General features: G+C 73.6%; 17 protein-coding genes and 1 pseudogene. 12 read left to right on the top strand and 6 right to left on the bottom strand.

The window, feature by feature from the left end:
• The 4 genes from ACFV5N_RS12885 to ACFV5N_RS12870 all read left to right on the top strand — a co-directional run.
• On the top strand, nucleotides 1-366 hold a 366-nt coding region (locus ACFV5N_RS12885), incomplete at its 5' end, for a type II secretion system F family protein (protein WP_385597979.1).
• A gap of 1 nt (nucleotide 367) precedes the next feature.
• Nucleotides 368-550 (top strand): DUF4244 domain-containing protein, encoded by a 183-nt coding sequence (locus ACFV5N_RS12880; protein WP_385597976.1) that lies wholly within the window; start codon nucleotides 368-370, stop codon nucleotides 548-550.
• The gene (locus ACFV5N_RS12875; protein ID WP_385597973.1) at nucleotides 537-908 is read left to right on the top strand and encodes a TadE family type IV pilus minor pilin; all 372 of its coding nucleotides are present in this window, start codon (nucleotides 537-539) and stop codon (nucleotides 906-908) included. The genes ACFV5N_RS12880 and ACFV5N_RS12875 overlap by 14 nt, the downstream gene beginning before the upstream one ends.
• 541 nt (nucleotides 909-1,449) lie before the next feature.
• A complete protein-coding gene (locus ACFV5N_RS12870) occupies nucleotides 1,450-1,773 on the top strand; it encodes an Rv3654c family TadE-like protein (protein WP_385597970.1) in 324 nt (107 codons plus the stop codon).
• On the opposite strand, the gene ACFV5N_RS12865 is transcribed toward ACFV5N_RS12870, so the two are convergent.
• Nucleotides 1,727-4,174, bottom strand: coding sequence for a DEAD/DEAH box helicase (locus ACFV5N_RS12865; RefSeq protein ID WP_385597985.1), 2,448 nt, complete (start codon nucleotides 4,172-4,174; stop codon nucleotides 1,727-1,729). The two genes, ACFV5N_RS12870 and ACFV5N_RS12865, sit on opposite strands and share 47 nt — an antisense overlap.
• A gap of 56 nt (nucleotides 4,175-4,230) precedes the next feature.
• Here ACFV5N_RS12865 and ACFV5N_RS12860 point away from each other — a divergent pair, with 56 nt between their 5' ends.
• The 3 genes from ACFV5N_RS12860 to ACFV5N_RS12850 all read left to right on the top strand — a co-directional run bounded on the left by ACFV5N_RS12860 (nucleotide 4,231) and on the right by ACFV5N_RS12850 (nucleotide 7,758).
• The gene (locus tag ACFV5N_RS12860) at nucleotides 4,231-4,572 is read left to right on the top strand and encodes an STAS domain-containing protein (RefSeq protein WP_026047464.1); all 342 of its coding nucleotides are present in this window, start codon (nucleotides 4,231-4,233) and stop codon (nucleotides 4,570-4,572) included.
• 121 nt (nucleotides 4,573-4,693) lie between these two features.
• Complete coding sequence (locus ACFV5N_RS12855; protein WP_385597967.1) at nucleotides 4,694-5,113, top strand: ATP-binding protein; 420 nt, start codon at nucleotides 4,694-4,696, stop codon at nucleotides 5,111-5,113.
• 284 nt (nucleotides 5,114-5,397) lie between these two features.
• Nucleotides 5,398-7,758 (top strand): sodium-translocating pyrophosphatase, encoded by a 2,361-nt coding sequence (locus ACFV5N_RS12850; RefSeq protein ID WP_385597965.1) that lies wholly within the window; start codon nucleotides 5,398-5,400, stop codon nucleotides 7,756-7,758.
• Nucleotides 7,759-7,776: 18 nt separating this feature from the next.
• Here ACFV5N_RS12850 and ACFV5N_RS12845 read toward each other — a convergent pair whose 3' ends face one another.
• Both ACFV5N_RS12845 and ACFV5N_RS12840 read right to left on the bottom strand, forming a co-directional pair.
• Nucleotides 7,777-8,295 (bottom strand): HXXEE domain-containing protein, encoded by a 519-nt coding sequence (locus tag ACFV5N_RS12845; protein WP_385597982.1) that lies wholly within the window; start codon nucleotides 8,293-8,295, stop codon nucleotides 7,777-7,779.
• A gap of 47 nt (nucleotides 8,296-8,342) precedes the next feature.
• Nucleotides 8,343-8,831 (bottom strand): methylated-DNA--[protein]-cysteine S-methyltransferase, encoded by a 489-nt coding sequence (locus tag ACFV5N_RS12840; RefSeq protein ID WP_385597962.1) that lies wholly within the window; start codon nucleotides 8,829-8,831, stop codon nucleotides 8,343-8,345.
• Between the two features lie 308 nt (nucleotides 8,832-9,139).
• Here ACFV5N_RS12840 and ACFV5N_RS12835 point away from each other — a divergent pair, with 308 nt between their 5' ends.
• From ACFV5N_RS12835 to ACFV5N_RS12825, 3 genes are read left to right on the top strand one after another with little or no spacing between them, the layout of a single operon-like run.
• Nucleotides 9,140-9,769: an HAD family hydrolase gene (locus ACFV5N_RS12835; RefSeq protein WP_385597960.1), complete on the top strand. Its 630-nt coding sequence runs from the start codon at nucleotides 9,140-9,142 to the stop codon at nucleotides 9,767-9,769.
• Between the two features lie 37 nt (nucleotides 9,770-9,806).
• A complete protein-coding gene (locus ACFV5N_RS12830; protein ID WP_385597958.1) occupies nucleotides 9,807-10,490 on the top strand; it encodes a small secreted protein in 684 nt (227 codons plus the stop codon).
• A gap of 20 nt (nucleotides 10,491-10,510) precedes the next feature.
• Nucleotides 10,511-12,025, top strand: a complete 1,515-nt coding sequence (locus ACFV5N_RS12825) for a methyltransferase (RefSeq protein WP_385597955.1) — start codon at nucleotides 10,511-10,513, stop codon at nucleotides 12,023-12,025.
• 102 nt (nucleotides 12,026-12,127) lie between these two features.
• Here the strand turns inward: ACFV5N_RS12825 and ACFV5N_RS12820 are convergent, their stop codons facing one another.
• The 3 genes from ACFV5N_RS12820 to ACFV5N_RS12810 all read right to left on the bottom strand — a co-directional run bounded on the left by ACFV5N_RS12820 (nucleotide 12,128) and on the right by ACFV5N_RS12810 (nucleotide 13,431).
• The gene (locus tag ACFV5N_RS12820; protein ID WP_385597953.1) at nucleotides 12,128-12,385 is read right to left on the bottom strand and encodes a TM2 domain-containing protein; all 258 of its coding nucleotides are present in this window, start codon (nucleotides 12,383-12,385) and stop codon (nucleotides 12,128-12,130) included.
• Nucleotides 12,386-12,513: 128 nt separating this feature from the next.
• Nucleotides 12,514-12,933: a DUF2752 domain-containing protein gene (locus tag ACFV5N_RS12815; RefSeq protein ID WP_385597950.1), complete on the bottom strand. Its 420-nt coding sequence runs from the start codon at nucleotides 12,931-12,933 to the stop codon at nucleotides 12,514-12,516.
• A 27-nt stretch (nucleotides 12,934-12,960) separates the two neighbouring features.
• Nucleotides 12,961-13,431 carry a TM2 domain-containing protein gene (locus ACFV5N_RS12810; protein ID WP_019433971.1) on the bottom strand — a complete coding sequence of 157 codons (471 nt, stop codon included), beginning with the start codon at nucleotides 13,429-13,431 and terminating at the stop codon, nucleotides 12,961-12,963.
• Nucleotides 13,432-13,705: 274 nt separating this feature from the next.
• On the opposite strand from ACFV5N_RS12810, the gene topA reads away from it, so the two are divergent.
• Together topA and ACFV5N_RS12800 are read left to right on the top strand one after the other, a co-directional pair.
• The gene (topA, locus tag ACFV5N_RS12805) at nucleotides 13,706-16,609 is read left to right on the top strand and encodes a type I DNA topoisomerase (protein ID WP_385597947.1); all 2,904 of its coding nucleotides are present in this window, start codon (nucleotides 13,706-13,708) and stop codon (nucleotides 16,607-16,609) included.
• Between the two features lie 138 nt (nucleotides 16,610-16,747).
• A pseudogene (locus ACFV5N_RS12800) lies at nucleotides 16,748-17,677 on the top strand (dTMP kinase); the annotation flags it as partial.

The raw sequence follows: 17,677 nt of genomic DNA, 5'->3' as shown, positions 1-17,677 counted from the left end.
GCGGTGGCCGCCGGGGCGGTGGGCGGCTCACTCGGCGGACCGCTCGGCGACGGCCTGCGGCGGGCGGCCACCGAGCTGCGGCTGGGCGGCGAACCGGCCGCCGTATGGAAGAGATTCGGCCAGTTGCCCGGCGCTGCCGGGCTGGCCAGGCGGCTGGAGCTGGCGGGAGCCAGCGGCGCCCCCGCCGTCGCGGCCGTGGCGGCGGAGGCCGCCGAATGCCGCGGGCGGCGCCGCAGAGTCGCCCAGTCGACCGCCCGGCGGGCGGCGGTCCTGGTGACGGGGCCCCTGGGCCTCTGCTTTCTGCCCGCGTTTTTGCTGATCGGGGTCGCCCCTGTGGTGATCGGACTCGCGAAGGAGCTGATGTGAGATGACCAGGTGGATCACGCTGTACGGTGCGCGCCGCGACGCCGGGATGAGCACGGCCGAGTACGCCGTGGGCACGCTCGCGGCAGCCGGACTCGCGGCGCTGCTGTACCAGATCCTGACCTCCGACACGGTGGCCGGACTGCTGCGCGGCATGGTCGAACGGGCCTTCAGTGGGCCGGTGTGAGCGCCGTGGGCGCGGCACACCACGGGACGGCGGCTATGTCACCGCCGAGGCGGCGATCGCCGTCCCGGCGCTGCTGGCCCTGCTCGGGATGCTGCTGTGGGCGCTGGGCGCCATGGCCACGCAGTTGCGCTGCCAGGACGCGGCGCGGGCCGGGGCCCGCGCGGCGGCCCGGGGCGAGCCGCCCGCCGTGGTGCTCCGGGTGGCACAGGCGGCGGCGCCCGGCGGGGCGGACGTCCAGCTCCGGGACGAGGGCGACCTCCACCACGTCCGCGTGGTGGCCCGCACCCCCGGCCCCGCGGCCCTCGCCCTCGACATCGGCGCGAACGCCGCCACCCACCGGGAACCCGGCCCCGAGTAGATCCGCCCGGGCCCGGGCCACACCGGGCCCCGGTGTGCACCCGACACGGTGCCGGACGGACGGAGTCCGGCGAGCCCGTCTCCCGGACCGCTTCCCGCGCGCCGGGCGGAGCATGACGCCCCGGCGGGCCCACCGCCGGGCGGGGAGCGCCGGTACCAGAGCCCTCGCCCCGGTCCGGCGGTCGGACGCGTTGCGCGACGGACGGCGCCGGTCCCGGCCCGCCGTCGGGCTGGAGCCGCGTAGCCGGTGGCTCACCAGCTCTGCGGGAGTCCCCGGAGCAGGGCCCGTCCCCGGGTCGGCACGGTCACCACACCGGGCACGGGAGACGCCCCGGCCCAGCGGCCACGGGTCCCCGCATCGGACAGGCGTCGGACGGCCGGGTGGGGTCCCGCCCGTGGGGCGGGGCCTTGCTCGGGCCGGTGGCGGGGTCGTCGCGGCGGCTGGTGCGTGGTCGCGCCGTGGGCCCGTGGCGCGGTGCCGGGCGGGCGATGGCCGGGGCGCCGGGTCGCCCGGTCGGCCCCCTGAGGGGCGGGACCGCGGAGTGGCGTCCGTGTGGGCGGTGGGGGTCGTGGCGCTGCTCATGGCCGGGTTCGGGGTGGTGCTGCTGCTCGGTCAGCTGGCCGAGGTGCGGCAGCGGGTGGCCACCGGGGCGGATCTGGCGGCGCTCGCCGCCGCCGACCGGGCCCTGCGGGGGGCCGACGCCGCCTGTGCGGCGGCCGGGCGGGTGGCCGCCGCGCACCGGGCCCGGGTGGTGCGGTGCGACATGGCCGGGGAGATCGCCGACCTGAGCGTGGCCGGGGAGGTGGGGCCCTACACCGTCACGGTGCGGGCTCGGGCGGGTCCGGCTGCCGCAGCAGTTCCGTGAGCAGCCGGATGGCTCCGCGCTTGTGCAGGGGCTCGTTGCCGTTGCCGCACTTGGGCGACTGGACGCAGGACGGGCAGCCGGCCTCGCAGCCGCAGGCGGCGATCGCGTCGCGGGTGGCCGTCAGCCAGGCACGGGCCACGTGGAAGGCGCGTTCGGCGAACCCGGCACCGCCGGGGTGGCCGTCGTGGACGAAGACCGTCGGAAGGAGGGTGTCGGGATGCAGCGCGGTGGAGACGCCGCCGATGTCCCAGCGGTCGCAGGTAGCGAAGAGCGGCAGCATGCCGATGGAGGCGTGCTCGGCGGCGTGCAGGGCACCGGGCAGGATCTCCGGGGTGATCCGGGCGGCGTCCAGCTGGTCCTCGGTGACCGTCCACCACACGGCCCGGGTGCGCAGCGAGCGCGGCGGCAGGTCCAGGGAGGTCTCGCCCAGTATCTCGCCCGTCAGCAGCTTCCGGCGCAGGTAGGAGACCACCTGGTGGGTCACCTCCACGGTGCCGAAGCACAGCTTCGCCGCGCCCCACGGGACCTCGGTCTCGGTCTCCAGGACCGAGATGTCGGTCACATCGCGCGCCGAGGTGGACCAGGGCGGACTCGACTCCTCGACCAGGGCCACGGAGTCCGTCAGGTCCAGTCGCCGGACGACATAGCTGCGGCCCCGGTGCAGGTGCACGGCGCCCTCGTGGACGGCGGAGTGGGCGGCGGAGGCGTCCACCGTGCCCAGCAGGCGGCCGGTGTCCTGTTCCACCACCTGGACCGGGCGTCCGCCCTGGCCGCGGATGTCGACCAGGTCGGCGGGCCGTTCCCGGCGCGTCCAGTACCAGCTGTCGCCCCGGCGGCGCAGCAGGGCGCGGTCGGCGAGCTTGGGCAGCAGTGCGGCGCCCGCCGCGCCGAACAGGTCCTCGGCGCCGTCCGCCCCGGTCAGCGGCACCTCGGCCGCAGCCGCGCACAGGTGCGGGGCGAGGACGTACGGGTTGGCCGGGTCCAGCACGGTGGATTCCACCGGCTGCCGGAAGAGGGCGTCCGGGTGGTGGACGAGATAGGTGTCCAGCGGGTCGTCGCGGGCCACCATCACCGCCAGCGCGCCCTGCCGACGGCGGCCCGCTCGCCCGGCCTGCTGCCACAGCGAGGCCCGGGTGCCCGGGTAGCCGGCGAGGACGACGGCGTCCAGACCGGCGATGTCCACGCCCAGTTCCAGGGCGTTGGTGGCGGCGAGACCCAGCAGTTCGCCGGTGTGCAGGGCCTGCTCCAGGGCGCGGCGTTCCTCGGGGAGGTAGCCGCCCCGGTACGCGGCGACCCGGCCGGCCAGCGAGCGGTCGACCTCGGCGAGCCGTTCCTGGGCGATGAGCGAGATCAGTTCGGCGCCGCGCCGGGAGCGGACGAAGGCGACGGTGCGGGCCCCGGCGACGGTGAGGTCGGTGAGCAGGTCGGCGCTCTCGGCGGTGGCGGTGCGGCGCAGCGGGGCGCCGCGCTCGCCGTGGGCCTCGGTGAGCGGCGGCTCCCACAGGGCGAAGACGACCTCGCCGCGCGGGGCGGCGTCGTCGGTGACCTCGGTGACGGGCAGCCCGGTGAGGCGGGTGGCGGCGGCGCCGGGTTCGGCGGTGGTGGCGGAGGCGAGCACGAAGACGGGCGCGGCGCCGTGGTGGGCGGCCACCCGGCGCAGCCGGCGCAGCACCTGGGCGACGTGGGAGCCGAAGACACCCCGGTAGATGTGGCACTCGTCGATGACGACGTAGCGCAGCCGCCGCCAGAACGCGGTCCACCGGCGGTGTCCGGGCAGCAGGGCCCGGTGCAGCATGTCGGGGTTGGTGAGCAGCACGTTGGCGTGCTCGCGGGCCCAGGCGCGTTCCTCGGGCGGGGTGTCGCCGTCGTACACGGCGGGCCGTACGGCGTGGCCCAGTGGGGCGGCCAGGGCGCGCAGGGCGCGGCGCTGGTCGGCGGCGAGCGCCTTGGTGGGGGCCAGGTAGAGCCCGGTGCCGCCCGCCAGGGCGCCGGTGAGCAGGGGCACCTGGTAGGCGAGGGACTTGCCGGAGGCGGTGCCGGTGGACAGGACGACGGAGGTGCCGCCCAGCGCCAGCTCGGCGGTGCGCGCCTGATGGGCCCAGGGCCGGGTGATGCCGGTGGCGCGGACCGCGTCGGTGATCGCCTCGGGTATCCCTTGCGGCCACGGCGCATGGCGGCCGGTTCGCGCGGGCAGGTGCTCCGTATGGGTGATCCGCGTGGAGCGGTCACTTGGGCTGCCCAGGCGCGCCAGCACCTCCCCCGGGGAGGGGCGGCGGGCGGCGGGGACGCCTGCGGTCGGCGGTGGCTGCTCGTGGGACATCAGCACCGAGTCTGTCACTGGTTGGACGGACAATGGCTGTAAGACGTCGTCGTGGGCAGGCGGTAAGTGATTGAATGCGATGGCGGCTGCCGATCCATGGGGGGCGACCGCTCGTGAGCAAGGTGCTGGAGGAGTCCGTGGACCTGTCCCTTTCGACCAGGACCGTTGGTGACCGCACGGTCGTCGAGGTCGGTGGCGAGATTGACGTATACACCGCGCCCAAGCTGCGCGAACAGCTGGTAGAGCTGGTGAACGAGGGCAATCACCACCTGGTGGTGGACATGGAGCGCGTTGACTTCCTGGACTCCACCGGTCTCGGGGTGCTGGTCGGCGGCCTGAAGCGGGTCCGGGCACAGGAGGGCTCGCTGCGGCTGGTGTGCAACCAGGAGCGGATCCTCAAGATCTTCCGGATCACGGGTCTGACCAAGGTCTTCCCGATCCACGAGTCCGTCGAAGAGGCCATCGCCGCCACCGACTGAGGTCGGGCGGAGCGGGCCACGCGCGGGCCCGCACGGGATTCGTACGAGATCATCACAGAGAGCCGCCCCGGACCGGCGTCGGTCCCCGGGGCGGTGTCCGTGTACGACGTAGGGGGATGGCATGGCCACCGTCGAACTTCGCTTCAGTGCGTCGCCCGAGCATGTGCGGACCGCCCGGCTGGTCGCCGCGGCCGTGGCGCGGCGGGCCGGAGTCGACGAGTCCGTGCTGGACGAGCTGCGGCTCGCGGTGGGCGAGGCGTGCAGCCGCGCGGTGGGCCTGCACGCGGTGCACGGTCTGACCTCTCCGGTGCGGGTCACGCTCACGGAGGCGGAGAAGGAGTTCACCATCGAGGTGGGCGACGACGCGCCGAGCGCGGTGGCCGTGCCGCAGGGCAAGCCGGCGGCGGAGGCCGCCGAGGAGACCGACGAGCTGGGTCTCGCGGTCATCAGCGGTCTGGTGGACGACGTGGAGGTCGTCGCGGACGAGCGGGGCGGTCGTATCCGGATGAGCTGGCCGACACTGGACGCCTCGTTCTCCTGAGCGGCTGAGCGGCTGAGCGGCTGAGTGGCTGAGCAGCCCGGCGGCCGGGCTGCTCAGCCCTTCCTTTCCACTGCTCCCGGTTTTCCTCCGGTGCCCCTGCTTTCGCTCGCCGCTCCCTTTTCCCTCCCGTCACCTTTCATTTTCTTGATCGGTTTTCGCCGGTCGATCTTTCGCTGCCCTTTTCGGCATGCATTCCTTTCGCGTCCCCTTTTTGGATCGCGTAGTTCTCCCTACACTCCCGCCACGTCTCTTCCGGATCAACGCCTGAGCGTCAAGGAGGACGAATGGCGGGAATTCCGTACACACAGGCCGCCGAGCTGACCGGCGGTGACCGCGGGCTCGTCGTGGTCATCGCGCTGGTGGCCGCCGCCGCACTGGGGCTGGCCGTGGTGCTGGCCCGGCAGGTACTGGCCGCCGGAGAGGGCACCGACGGCATGAAGAAGATCGCCGCGGCCGTACAGGAGGGGGCGAACGCCTATCTCGCCCGCCAGCTGCGCACCGTATCCCTCTTCGCCGTCGTTGTGTTCTTTCTGCTCTTTCTGCTGCCGGCCGACGACTGGAACCAGCGGATCGGACGCTCGCTCTTCTTTCTGATCGGCGCGCTTTTCTCCGCCGCCACCGGTTATCTCGGAATGTGGCTGGCGGTGCGCAGCAATGTCCGGGTGGCGGCGGCGGCGCGTGCGGCGGACGCGCGCGATCCGGTACCCGCCCGGCATCACGCGATGCGGATCGCCTTCCGCACCGGTGGGGTCGTCGGCATGTGCACGGTCGGGCTCGGGCTGCTGGGCGCCGCGTGCGTGGTGCTGGTGTACGCCGCCGACGCGCCCAAGGTGCTGGAGGGCTTCGGTCTGGGCGCGGCCCTGATCGCGATGTTCATGCGGGTGGGCGGCGGCATCTTCACCAAGGCCGCCGATGTCGGCGCCGACCTGGTCGGCAAGGTCGAGCAGGGCATCCCCGAGGACGACCCGCGCAACGCCGCCACGATCGCCGACAACGTGGGCGACAACGTCGGCGACTGCGCGGGCATGGCCGCCGACCTGTTCGAGTCGTACGCGGTGACGCTGGTCGCCGCGCTGATCCTCGGCACGGTCGCCTTCGGCGACGCCGGGCTGGCCTTCCCGCTGCTGGTGCCGGCCATCGGTCTCATCACCGCCATGGCCGGGATCTTCGTCGTCGCGCCCCGGCGCGGCGACCGCAGCAGCATGACCGCCATCAACCGGGGCTTCTTCCTCTCCGCCGGTATCTCGGTCGTCCTGGTGGCGATCGCCGCCTACGTCTACCTCCCGGGCTCCTTCACCGAGCTGGGCGGGATCGGTGACGCGCAGATCGCCGCGCACGACGCCGATCCGCGGCTGTTCGCGCTCGCCGCCGTCAGCATCGGCATCGTGCTGGCCGCCGTCATCCAGCAGCTCACCGGTTACTTCACCGAACCGGGCCGGCGCCCGGTGCGCGACATCGGCAGGACCTCGCGCACCGGCCCGGCCACCGTGGTGCTGGCCGGGTTCTCCCTCGGCCTGGAGTCCGCCGTGTACACGGCGCTGCTGGTGGGGCTGAGCGTGTACGCGGCGTTCCTGCTGGCCGGGTCCACGATCATGCTGGCGCTGTTCGCGGTGGCGCTGGCCGGGACCGGGCTGCTGACGACGGTCGGGGTCATCGTCGCCATGGACACCTTCGGTCCGATCGCGGACAACGCGCAGGGCATCGCCGAGATGTCCGGGGACGTGGAGGGCGAGGGCGCCCGGGTGCTGACCGATCTGGACGCGGTCGGCAACACCACGAAGGCCGTCACCAAGGGCATCGCCATCGCGACGGCGGTGCTGGCGGCGGCGGCGCTGTTCGGCTCGTACCGGGACGCCATCGCCACCGCCGTGGCGGACGTGGGCGTGGACCGGATCACCGACGCTACGCTGCTCTCTCTCGACATCTCCCAGCCCAACAACCTCGTCGGGCTGATCATCGGGGCGGCGGTGGTGTTCCTGTTCTCCGGGCTGGCCGTCAACGCTGTCTCCCGCTCGGCCGGCTCGGTCGTCCACGAGGTGCGCCGGCAGTTCCGGGAGCGGCCCGGGATCATGGACTACAGCGAGCGGCCCGAGTACGGCCGGGTGGTCGACATCTGCACCCGCGACTCCCTGCGCGAGCTGGCCACCCCCGGGCTGCTGGCGGTCATGGCGCCGATCGCCGTCGGCTTCGGTCTCGGCGTCGGGGCGCTCGGCTCCTATCTCGCCGGTTCCATCGGGGCGGGCATCCTCATGGCGGTGTTCCTCGCGAACTCCGGCGGGGCCTGGGACAACGCCAAGAAGCTGGTCGAGGACGGCCACCACGGCGGCAAGGGCAGCGAGGCGCACGCCGCCACCGTCATCGGGGACACGGTCGGGGACCCGTTCAAGGACACGGCGGGCCCGGCCATCAACCCGCTGCTGAAGGTGATGAACCTGGTGGCGCTCCTCATCGCCCCGGCCGTGGTCGCGCTCAGCTACGGCGACGACGCGAGCGCGCCGCTGCGGGTCCTGCTCACCGCCGTCGCGCTGGTCGTCATCGTCGGTGCCGTGTACGCGTCCAAGCGGCGCGGCATCGTGGTCGGCGACGACGGTGACGGTGACGAGGACGGCGGCAAGCGGCCGGAGGAGGTGACCACGCCCGCGTAACGTTCCTGCCGCCCCCGGTCAGCGCCGGGCGGCGAGCCGTCCCGCCACCGCGTGCGCCCCGGCGGTGACGGCACCGGCCAGCGCCAGACCCCAGGCGGCGTCCCGCGCCCGGGCCGGCCGCAGCACCCCGGCCCGGCGCAGCCGCCGCCGCGCCCACACCGTGAACGGGATGACGACCAGCGGGGCGGTGGCCGACCCCGGGGTGTATCCGCGGACGGCGGCGGCCTGCGCCAGATGGACGCCGCCGTGCAGCCCGAAGCCGATGAGCGCGGACTGGTAGAACCCGGACCGGCCCCCGGTCCGCCGCCCGTCCGCTGCCGCCGCGGCGACCACCAGGCCCACGCCGCCGACGGCGAGCGCGAACGTCCGCCCGTCCCCGGCGGCCGCCAGCCGCCGCCACACGGCCTCGGGGACCTCGGGGAAGCGCTCGCGCAGCCCGGGCACCTTCTCCCGGGTCCACCGGGGCACCATCACCAGTTCCTCGATGTCGTGCACGATCCAGGCGCCCAGCAACCCCAGCGTGACCGCCCGGGTCACCCGCGCCCCCGGCTCCGGCTCCGTCTTCGCCCCGGTGTCCTGACCCGTCACAAGGCCCCCTCCCGTTCCAGCAACCGCCGCTTGCGCTCCAGCCCGCCCGCGTAACCGGTCAGCGAGCCGTCCGCCCCGATCACCCGGTGACAGGGCCGGATCACCTGGAGCGGATTCGCCCCGATCGCCCCGCCCACGGCGCGTACCGCCGCCCGCGGGGCGCCGATCGAGGCCGCCACCGCACCGTACGTCGTCGTCTCGCCGTACGGAATAGTCTCCAGCGCCGCCCACACCCGGCGCCGGAACTCCGAGCCGGTGGGCAGGTACGGCAGCTCGAAGCGGGTCCGTTCGCCCGCGAAGTACTCGGCCAGCTGCCGGACCGCCTCCCCGAACGGCCGGTCGTCGCGCTCCCACGCCGGGTCGACGGGGAAGCCCTTCGGCGAGTCCGGCGATCCGACCGCCGACAGCGCGCCGCCGCGGTCTCCCACCAGGACCAGTTCGCCCACCGGGCTGTCCACGCGTGTCCACACGGTTGTCGTCGCCATCGTCCTCGGCCTTCCTTTCGCTGTTCACCACCCAGCCTGCGCCGCCCCGGGCCGTCCGTCCGGCGGATTTCGGACATGACGGTGACACGTCCCACCCCGCTTCCGCGCATTGGGAGCCGTCAGGGGGGAAGGCGTGCCCCATCCGGTGCCCACGGGCGCGGCTCCTGCACGCGGCGCCCGCGCCACCGGGGAAGGATGACATCGACTTCGCGGCCGTGCTGCCGCCGCTCGGGCCCCGTCGCGCGACGCCGGCCGCGCGACGCGAGATCGCCGACGTACGGGTCCCATCGCTGGGCCGACTGCTTGAGGTGACGAACGTGCTGGGTGCCGTGCTGTGCGACATCGACGGAGTGCTGCGGACGTGGGACGACACGGAGCGGTGGCGGCCCGTGCTGGACGTGGCGCTGCGGCCGGACCGGCTGCGCGCCGCCGTCACCGGCGCGATCACCGACGAGGAGTGGCGCGCCGCCGTCCGCGCCGAGCTGCCGGAGGCGCAGCGGGCGCTGGCCGACGCGTGGGCGGGCCCGGCCGGGGCCGGGCGGGTCGATCCGGAGATGGTACGGCTGCTGCGCGAGGTGCGCCGCAAAGTGCCGGTGGTGCTGGTGTCCAACGGCACCACCCGGCTGGAGGCCGATCTGGCCCGGCTCGGGATCGCCGACCTGGCCGATGCCGTCGTGAACTCGGCGCGGGTCAACGCGGCCAAGCCGGAGCCCGCGATCTACCGGATCGCCGCCCGCCGGGCGGGGGTCGCGGCGGCCCGGTGTCTGTTCGTCGACGACTCCCTGGAGAATGTGCAGGCGGCACGGCGGGCCGGGATGACCGGGGTGCACTACCAAGGAACCGGCCCGTTGCGGGAGATGCTGGTGCCGCTGATGCAAATGGCTGCAATCAGGGGCGACCGCTCCGCTCGTCACTCGGAAGAGGGATCGACGGCATAGTAGGTTCCCGCCCAGCGGCTCGAAGGGATGAGGAACGGTGTACTACGGACGTGCGGTCAGATGGTCCGGTGGCGCGGCGCTGGCGCTCGCACTCACGCTGACCGGGTGCGGGAGCGACGACAGCGCCAAGACGGACGAGTGGGCCAAGGCCGTCTGCGACAGGATGCAGCCGGAGGTCGAGAAGATCCGTTCGGCCAGCGCGTCCATCACGGAGGCCAGCGAGGGCGGGAAGCCGGCCGCCGAGGTGCAGCAGGCCGACTCGGCGGCGTTCCAGGAGATCTCCGACGCGTACGCCAGCCTCGCCACCATCGTCAACGACGCCGGTGACCCGCCCGTCGACAACGGCGCCCAGCTGCGGCAGGACGCGGTCGGGGAGCTGAACAGCATCTCGGAGTCGTACGCCGGCCTGAAGACCTCGGTCGACGAGCTGAACCCGGACGACGTGTCGGCGTTCTCGGACGGGCTCAAGGACATCGCCGGGCAGCTGAGCACGCTGGGGCAGAGCGGTGACGAGGCCCTGAGCGAACTCCAGTCCGGCGAGCTGGGCCAGGCGATGGCCAAGCAGGAGGGCTGCCAGAGCGCTCCGGCGGGCGGCCCGGGCGGCGGCGACCCGGAGGAGGACGGAAGCGACGACGCGGACGCCGGTGCCGACGCGGGCAAGGACGAGGACGCGGACGAGAACGCGGACGCCGACGCGGACGCCGATGACGAGGACGCCTGAGCGCGCACCACAATGGCAGGGTGAGCACTGCTGATCTCCCCCTCCCCACCCCCGCCGGCACCGCCCGTCTCCGCGCCGCGCTGACGGAGTCCGCCTTCACCGCCGACGGCCTGCTGGAGCTGCTGGGCGCCCCCGCGTACGCCGCCCTCGCCCGGGGCGAGACCGTCCCGGCGGCCCGTGCGACGGACGGTGACGACAGCGCGCCCGCCGTCCTCGTCCGGCTGTTCCTGCTCCAGCGGCCGGTGCCCTACGAGCGGGCCCGCGCCGTCCTTCCGGTGGACGGGCTGCTGGGCGACGGCTGGCTGCTGCGGGACGGCGCCGGGGTCCGGGCCACGGTCGACGTCCGCCCGTACGCCGGACCGGAGGGGCAGGACTGGTGGGTGGTCTCCGACCCCGGGTTCGGCGTCGGCGGCGCGGGCGGGGCGGGCGGCAGGGACCGCGACGTGGTGCTGGGCGTGGGCGGCGCCTCGATGACGCTGGCCCAGCTCACGGTCCGTGAGCCGGTGGACCGGGCGCTGGACGTGGGCACCGGCTCCGGCGTCCAGGCGCTGCATCTGGCCCAGCACGCACGGCGCGTGGTGGCCACGGACGTGAACCCGCGCGCGCTGCGCATGGCCGCGCTCACCCTCGGGCTGTCGGGGGCGGCGGAGCCGGAGCTGCGGGAGGGCTCGCTGTTCGAGCCGGTGGCGCGGGAGGCGCGCTTCGATCTGATCGTCGCCAACCCGCCGTTCGTCATCTCCCCGGCCCAGGACGCGGACGCGCTCACCTACCGCGACGGCGGCATGGGCGGCGACACGCTCTGCCGCACGCTGGTGGAGCGGTCGGCGGACCGGCTGAACGACGGCGGCGTGTGCCAGCTGCTCGCCAACTGGCAGCACGTGGAGGGCGAGGACTGGCGCGAGCGGGTCGCCTCCTGGGTGCCGGCCGGCTGCGACGCGTGGATCGTGCAGCGCGAGCGGCAGGACATCACCGAGTACACCGAACTGTGGCTGCGCGACGCGGGCGTCCACCGCGGCGATCCGGGCGCGTACGAGCGGCTGTACGGCCAGTGGCTGGCCGAGTTCGAGCGGCGGCGCACCCGGGGGGTCGGGTTCGGCTGGATCACTCTGCGCAGGACCGGCGCCCGCCGGCCGTCCGTCACCGCGGAGGAGTGGCCGCACGCGGTCGAGCAGCCGCTGGGGGAGACGGCGCGGCGCCGTCTGGCGCTCGCGGAGTTCCTGCGGGAGCACGACGACCAGGCGCTGCTGGCCGCCCGGTACGTGCTGGCCGAGGGCGTGGTGCAGGAGCAGGTGGGCGCGCCGGGTGCGGAGGACCCGGAGCACGTGGTGCTGCGGCAGCGGCACGGGATGATGCGGGCGCACGCCGTGGACACGCTGGGCGCGGCGCTGGCGGGCGCGTGCGACGGGACGCTGCCGGCCGGGGTGATCGTGGACGCGATCGCGCGGTTGCTGGAGGCCGATCCGGCGCGGGTGCGCGAAGGGGCGCCCGCGGTGCTGCGGACCCTGGTGGGGGACGGGTTCCTGCTGCCGGTGTGAGGGCCGGGCACCCGGTGACGGTGCGGGAGGGCACGGCCCGGACAGCGGCCCAGGGGCCGGGCCCGGGTCGCCCGGGCCGGCCCTCCGCCCGGTGCCGTCGCGTTACTTCCTCAGGACCAGGCCGTCGGAGTCGGTGCGGTCCTCCTTGACCAGGAAGAGGATGCCGTCGATGAGCGACCAGACGCCGAGGCCGCCGCAGGTGAGCAGCTGGGCGACGGCCATGCCGTAGTGCCCGGTGTACCAGCGGCCCGCGCCGACGCCGCCGAGCAGGATCTGCAGGATGCCGGCGACGACCTTGGACTTCGGGGACTCGGGGGCACCGGCCGGGGAACCGGGAGCCGGGGCGGGGGGATAGGTCATGAGCGGTGTTCCGTTCAGCTGTGAGAGATGGTCAAACGACAAGCGGATTTACTTGTTGTTGGTGCTCAGACATCTCGAAGCGCTCACCGGTTGCCCGGGACCGGATACCGATGCGAAAGTGATATCCGTTACCCTGCGAGGTTACGGACCACCGCCCACACCACCGCGACCCCCACGATCGCCACCATCCCCGCCCGGCCGCCCAGACCCGGCCGGTAACGCCGTCCCCGCAGCCCCTCGTACAGCCAGCGGCCCCCGATCCACGCCCCCAGCGGCAGACCGAGCAGCAGCAGGACCGCGTTGTCGTGCAGCGCCGCGGCGACATCCCCGTGCAGCAGGTCGTACGCCATCCGGGTGCCGCCGCAGGCCGGGCACAGCAGCCCGGTGGCCCAGTTGAACGGACAGCGCGGCAGCAGCCCGCCGCCCTCATGGGGATCGGTGTGCCACAGGTAGACCGAACCGGCCAGGCCGGCGGCGAGGGTGGCCAGCGGCAGCACCGCGGGATGGAGCCGCCGCCCCTCCCGCGTGACACTGCTCACCCGGCTCACCCCGTTCGCCTCGCCGCCCGGCCCGGGTCAGCTCTTGAGGGCGCGGCCGTCGGAGTCGGTGCGGTCGTCCTTGACGAGGAAGAGGATCCCGTCGATGAGCGACCAGATGCCCATGCCGCCACAGGTGAGCAGCTGGGCGACCGCGAGGCCGTAATGCCCGGTGTACCAGCGGCCCGCGCCGACACCGCCGAGGACCAGCTGGAGCACCCCCGCGATGATCTTCGACTTGGAGGAGTACGGACGCCCGTACTGGTCATAGCCGAACGGGGCGTTCGGGTCCACCGCGCCGTAGGCGGCACCGGGCTGCTGGGCGTACCCGGGCGGCGGGTACTGCCCGTACCCCCCGGCGCCCGGCTGCTGCGGGTAGCCGTACCCGGGCTGGCCGGGCTGCCCGCCGGGGGGCGGCGTCCCGGGCTGGCCCGGCTGGCCGGTGGGCTGCTGGTACGGGTTCTGGTTCGGGTCCGGCGGCGGCTGCTGATACGGGTTCTGGTCGGTCATGAGTCCCCCTTGCGGATGGATGAGCGGAAGCGCGGGCCGGTCAGGGACAGACCGGTTCCACGGCCGACATCCTGCCAGGGGCATGGGGCGGCGGGAACGCGGGCTGTCGGGTTACGGTTCGAGTGGCGTCGCGGGGTATTCCCGTTTGACACGGAGCCGGGAGGTAGCGTCACACTCCGCACGGGGCGCGGCGAGCCCGTACCCACCCCGTACGCGGCGACCGCCCATCCGCGCCGAGAGCTACCGGAGAAACCGGAGAGAAGAGAGCGAGACGTTGTCCCCGACCAGCGAGACCACGAACGGCGGACGCCGGCTTGTCATTGTCGAGTCGCCCGCCAAGGCCAAGACGATCAAGGGCTACCTCGGCCCGGGCTATGTGGTCGAGGCGAGCGTCGGACACATCCGCGATCTGCCGAACGGCGCGGCCGAGGTGCCCGCCAAGTACAAAGGGGAGCCCTGGGCGCGGCTCGGCGTGAACGTCGACGCCAACTTCCAGCCCCTCTACGTCGTCAACAGCGACAAGAAGGACCAGGTCAGAAAGCTCAAGGAGCTGCTGGCCGAATCGGATGAGCTCTATCTGGCCACCGATGAGGACCGCGAGGGCGAGGCCATCGCCTGGCATCTGCGCGAGGTCCTCAAACCCAAGGTGCCGGTGCGCCGGATGGTCTTCCACGAGATCACCCGCGACGCCATCCGGGCGGCCGTCGACAACCCGCGCGAGCTGAACCAGCTGCTGGTGGACGCCCAGGAGACCCGGCGCATCCTCGACCGGCTGTACGGGTACGAGGTCTCGCCGGTGCTGTGGAAGAAGGTCATGCCCCGGCTGTCGGCCGGGCGCGTGCAGTCGGTGGCCACCCGGCTGGTCGTCGAGCGGGAACGGGAGCGGATCGCGTTCCGCCCCGCCTCCTACTGGGACCTCGTCGGGACCTTCGCCACGGGCGAGGGCGCCGACGGCGGCCCGGACAGCTTCGGCGCCCGGCTGGTGTCCGTCGACGGGCGGCGCATCGCGCAGGGCCGGGACTTCGGCCCGGACGGGCAGCTCAAGAGCCCCGGACAGGTGCGGCAGCTGGACGAGGCGACGGCCCGCGCGCTGGCCGAAGGGCTCGCCGGGGCGGCGTTCACCGTCCGCTCGGTGGAGTCCAAGCCGTACCGCCGCGCCCCGTACGCGCCCTTCCGCACCACCACCCTCCAGCAGGAGGCGTCGCGCAAGCTCGGGATGGGCGCCAAGGCCACCATGCAGGTGGCGCAGCGGCTGTACGAGAACGGCTTCATCACCTACATGCGGACCGACTCCACCACGCTGTCGGAGACGGCGGTGGCGGCGGCCCGGGCCCAGGTCACCCAGCTGTACGGGCGGGACTACCTGCCGGACCGCCCGCGCACGTACGCCAGCAAGGTGAAGAACGCGCAGGAGGCGCACGAGGCGATCCGGCCCTCCGGCGACCGGTTCCGCACCCCCGCCGAGACGGGGCTGACCGGCGAGCAGTTCCGGCTGTACGAGCTGATCTGGAAGCGGACCGTCGCCTCGCAGATGAAGGACGCGGTCGGGCAGTCGGTGGCGGTCCGCGTCGCCGGGACGAGCGCGGACGGGCAGGACTGCGAGTTCGGCGCGACGGGGAAGATCATCACCTTCCACGGCTTCATGAAGGCCTACGTCGAGGGCGCGGACGACCCCAACGCCGAGCTGGACGACCGCGAGCGGCGGCTGCCGCAGGTCACCGAGGGCGACGCGCTGGCCGCGCGCGAACTGGCGGCGGACGGGCACTCCACCAAGCCGCCGGCCCGCTACACCGAGGCGTCGCTGGTCAAGGAGCTGGAGGAGCGCGAGATCGGGCGCCCCTCGACGTACGCCTCGATCATCGGCACCATCCTGGACCGGCGCTACGTCTTCAAGAAGGGGACGGCCCTGGTGCCGTCCTTCCTCTCCTTCGCCGTCGTCAATCTGCTGGAGCAGCACTTCGGGCGGCTGGTGGACTACGACTTCACCGCGAAGATGGAGGACGACCTGGACCGGATCGCCACCGGCGACGCGGAGGCGGTGCCGTGGCTGCGCCGCTTCTACTTCGGTGAGGGCGAGGGGGTCGGCGGTGCGGCGGAGGCGGGCAACGGCGACGGCGACCATCTGGGCGGGCTGAAGGAGCTGGTCACGGACCTGGGCGCGATCGACGCCCGGGAGATCTCGTCGTTCCCGGTGGGCGAGGGCATCGTCCTGCGGGTGGGGCGGTACGGGCCGTACGTGGAGGCGCCGCCCGAGGAGGGCGCCGCCGAGGGCGAGCCGGGCAAGCGGGCGGACGTGCCGGACGAACTGCCGCCGGACGAGCTGACGGTGGAGCTGGCGAAGGAACTGCTGGCCAAGCCCAGCGGTGACTTCGAGCTGGGGACGGATCCGGTCAGCGGTCATCCGATCGTGGGACGGGACGGGCGGTACGGCCCGTACGTCACCGAGGTGCTGCCGGAGGGCACGCCGAAGACCGGGAAGAACGCGGTCAAGCCGCGTACGGCGTCGCTGTTCAAGTCGATGCGGCTGGACACGATCACGCTGGAGGACGCGCTGCGGCTGCTGTCGCTGCCGCGGGTGGTGGGCACCGACCCCGAGTCGGGGGACGACATCACCGCGCAGAACGGGCGGTACGGCCCGTACCTGAAGAAGGGGACGGACTCGCGCTCGCTGGAGAGCGAGGAGCAGCTGTTCACCATCACGCTGGAGCAGGCGCTGGCGATCTACGCCCAGCCGAAGAAGCGGGGGCGGGCTGCGGCCAAGCCGCCGCTGAAGGAGCTGGGCACCGATCCGGTGACGCAGGCGCCGGTGGTGGTGAAGGACGGGCGGTTCGGCCCGTACGTCACGGACGGCGAGACGAACGCGACGCTGCGGCGGGACGACGATCCCGAAACCATCACCCCTGAACGTGGGTTCGAATTGCTCGCGGAGAAGCGGGCGAAGGGTCCGGCGAAGAAGACCGCGAAGAAGGCGGCCAAGAAGACCGCCAAGAAGACGACGGCGAAGAAGTCGGCCGCGAAGAAGACGACGACGGCGAAGAAGGCCACCGCCAAGAAGACGGCCGCCAAGAAGACCACGGCGAAGAAGACAGCCGCGAAGAAAACCTCCGCGGCCAAAAAGTCCACGTCAAAGGCCGAAAACGGCCCCTCGGACGACCCGGGCGCGGACGGCGGCGCCTGACGCGGCGGACCCGGCCGGTGTGTGCGCGTGGGAAGGCGCCCGGCCGGTCCGCCTCATGGCGGCGCTGCCGCGCTCGTTACCCGGGCAAATGTTCGGGTAGCTGACGCTTGTGTCGGTGACGGCGGTTACGCTGGCCGAATGACGCGAGCAGAGCAACACCCGGTTGTTGACCCCACCTGCGGCGCCACCGACGAGGCACTCGCCGCGGACTCCCGGGAGCGCGCCCGGCGGGCGTTGCTGCGGGTGCCCGAGCTGCGGCGCCTGTGGGAGGCGCAGTTCACCGGCGGAATCGGCGACATCCTCGCCGTGCTGGTGGTCACCCTGCTGTCCGTGCAGGCGGCCTTCCACGTCACCGGGGACGGCGAGATGCTGTTCGGCGGCGGCTACCGGGGCGTGGCCCTCGCCATCACCCTCGCGCTGACCGTACGGCTGGCGGCCGGGGTGCTCGGCGGCGTGCTGCTGCTGGGCCCGATTGCCAAGCTGCTCGCCCCGGCCGGCCCGCTGGACCGGCGCTGGACGATGATCGGGGCGGACGGACTGCGCGCCGCGCTGCTGATCGTCGCCCCGCTGTGGATCATCTGGGTGCCGGACAGCGCGTACATCTATCTGCTGGTCACCCTGGGGATCAGCGGGCTCGCCGAGCGGGTGTGGACCCTCGCCAAGGACGGCGTCGCCCCCGCGCTGCTGCCGCCCCCGCCGCCGGAGGGCGCCGCCGTCCGACCGCTGCCCGACCACGGCGAGGCGCTGCGCCGGCTGTGGCTGCGCACCGCGTTCCTGTCCGTGCCGGCCGCCGCCGCGGTGCTGGTGGCCGTCACCCTGGTCAGCAATCTGCTCGCCACCGGCATCGACTGGTTCGGCGTGCACCAGGCGGCGCTCGCCTCCTACGTGGCGGCCGGGTTCTTCACCGCCTCGATCTCGGTCCTCTACTTCCTGAAGCTCCCGGCCGGTGACGCGCGCCGCCCGGTGTCCCCGCTGGAGGGGCTGCGCCGGCCGGCGGCCGGCACCACCCCGGACCGGGGGCGTACCGGCGCGATCCCGGTGCTGGTGCTGGGGTGCGCCGCGCTGGCG

The organism is Streptomyces sp. NPDC059853, assembly GCF_042731495.1.
Classification (GTDB): Bacteria; Actinomycetota; Actinomycetes; order Streptomycetales; family Streptomycetaceae; genus Streptomyces.
This window is presented reverse-complemented; position numbering and strand designations above follow the sequence as displayed.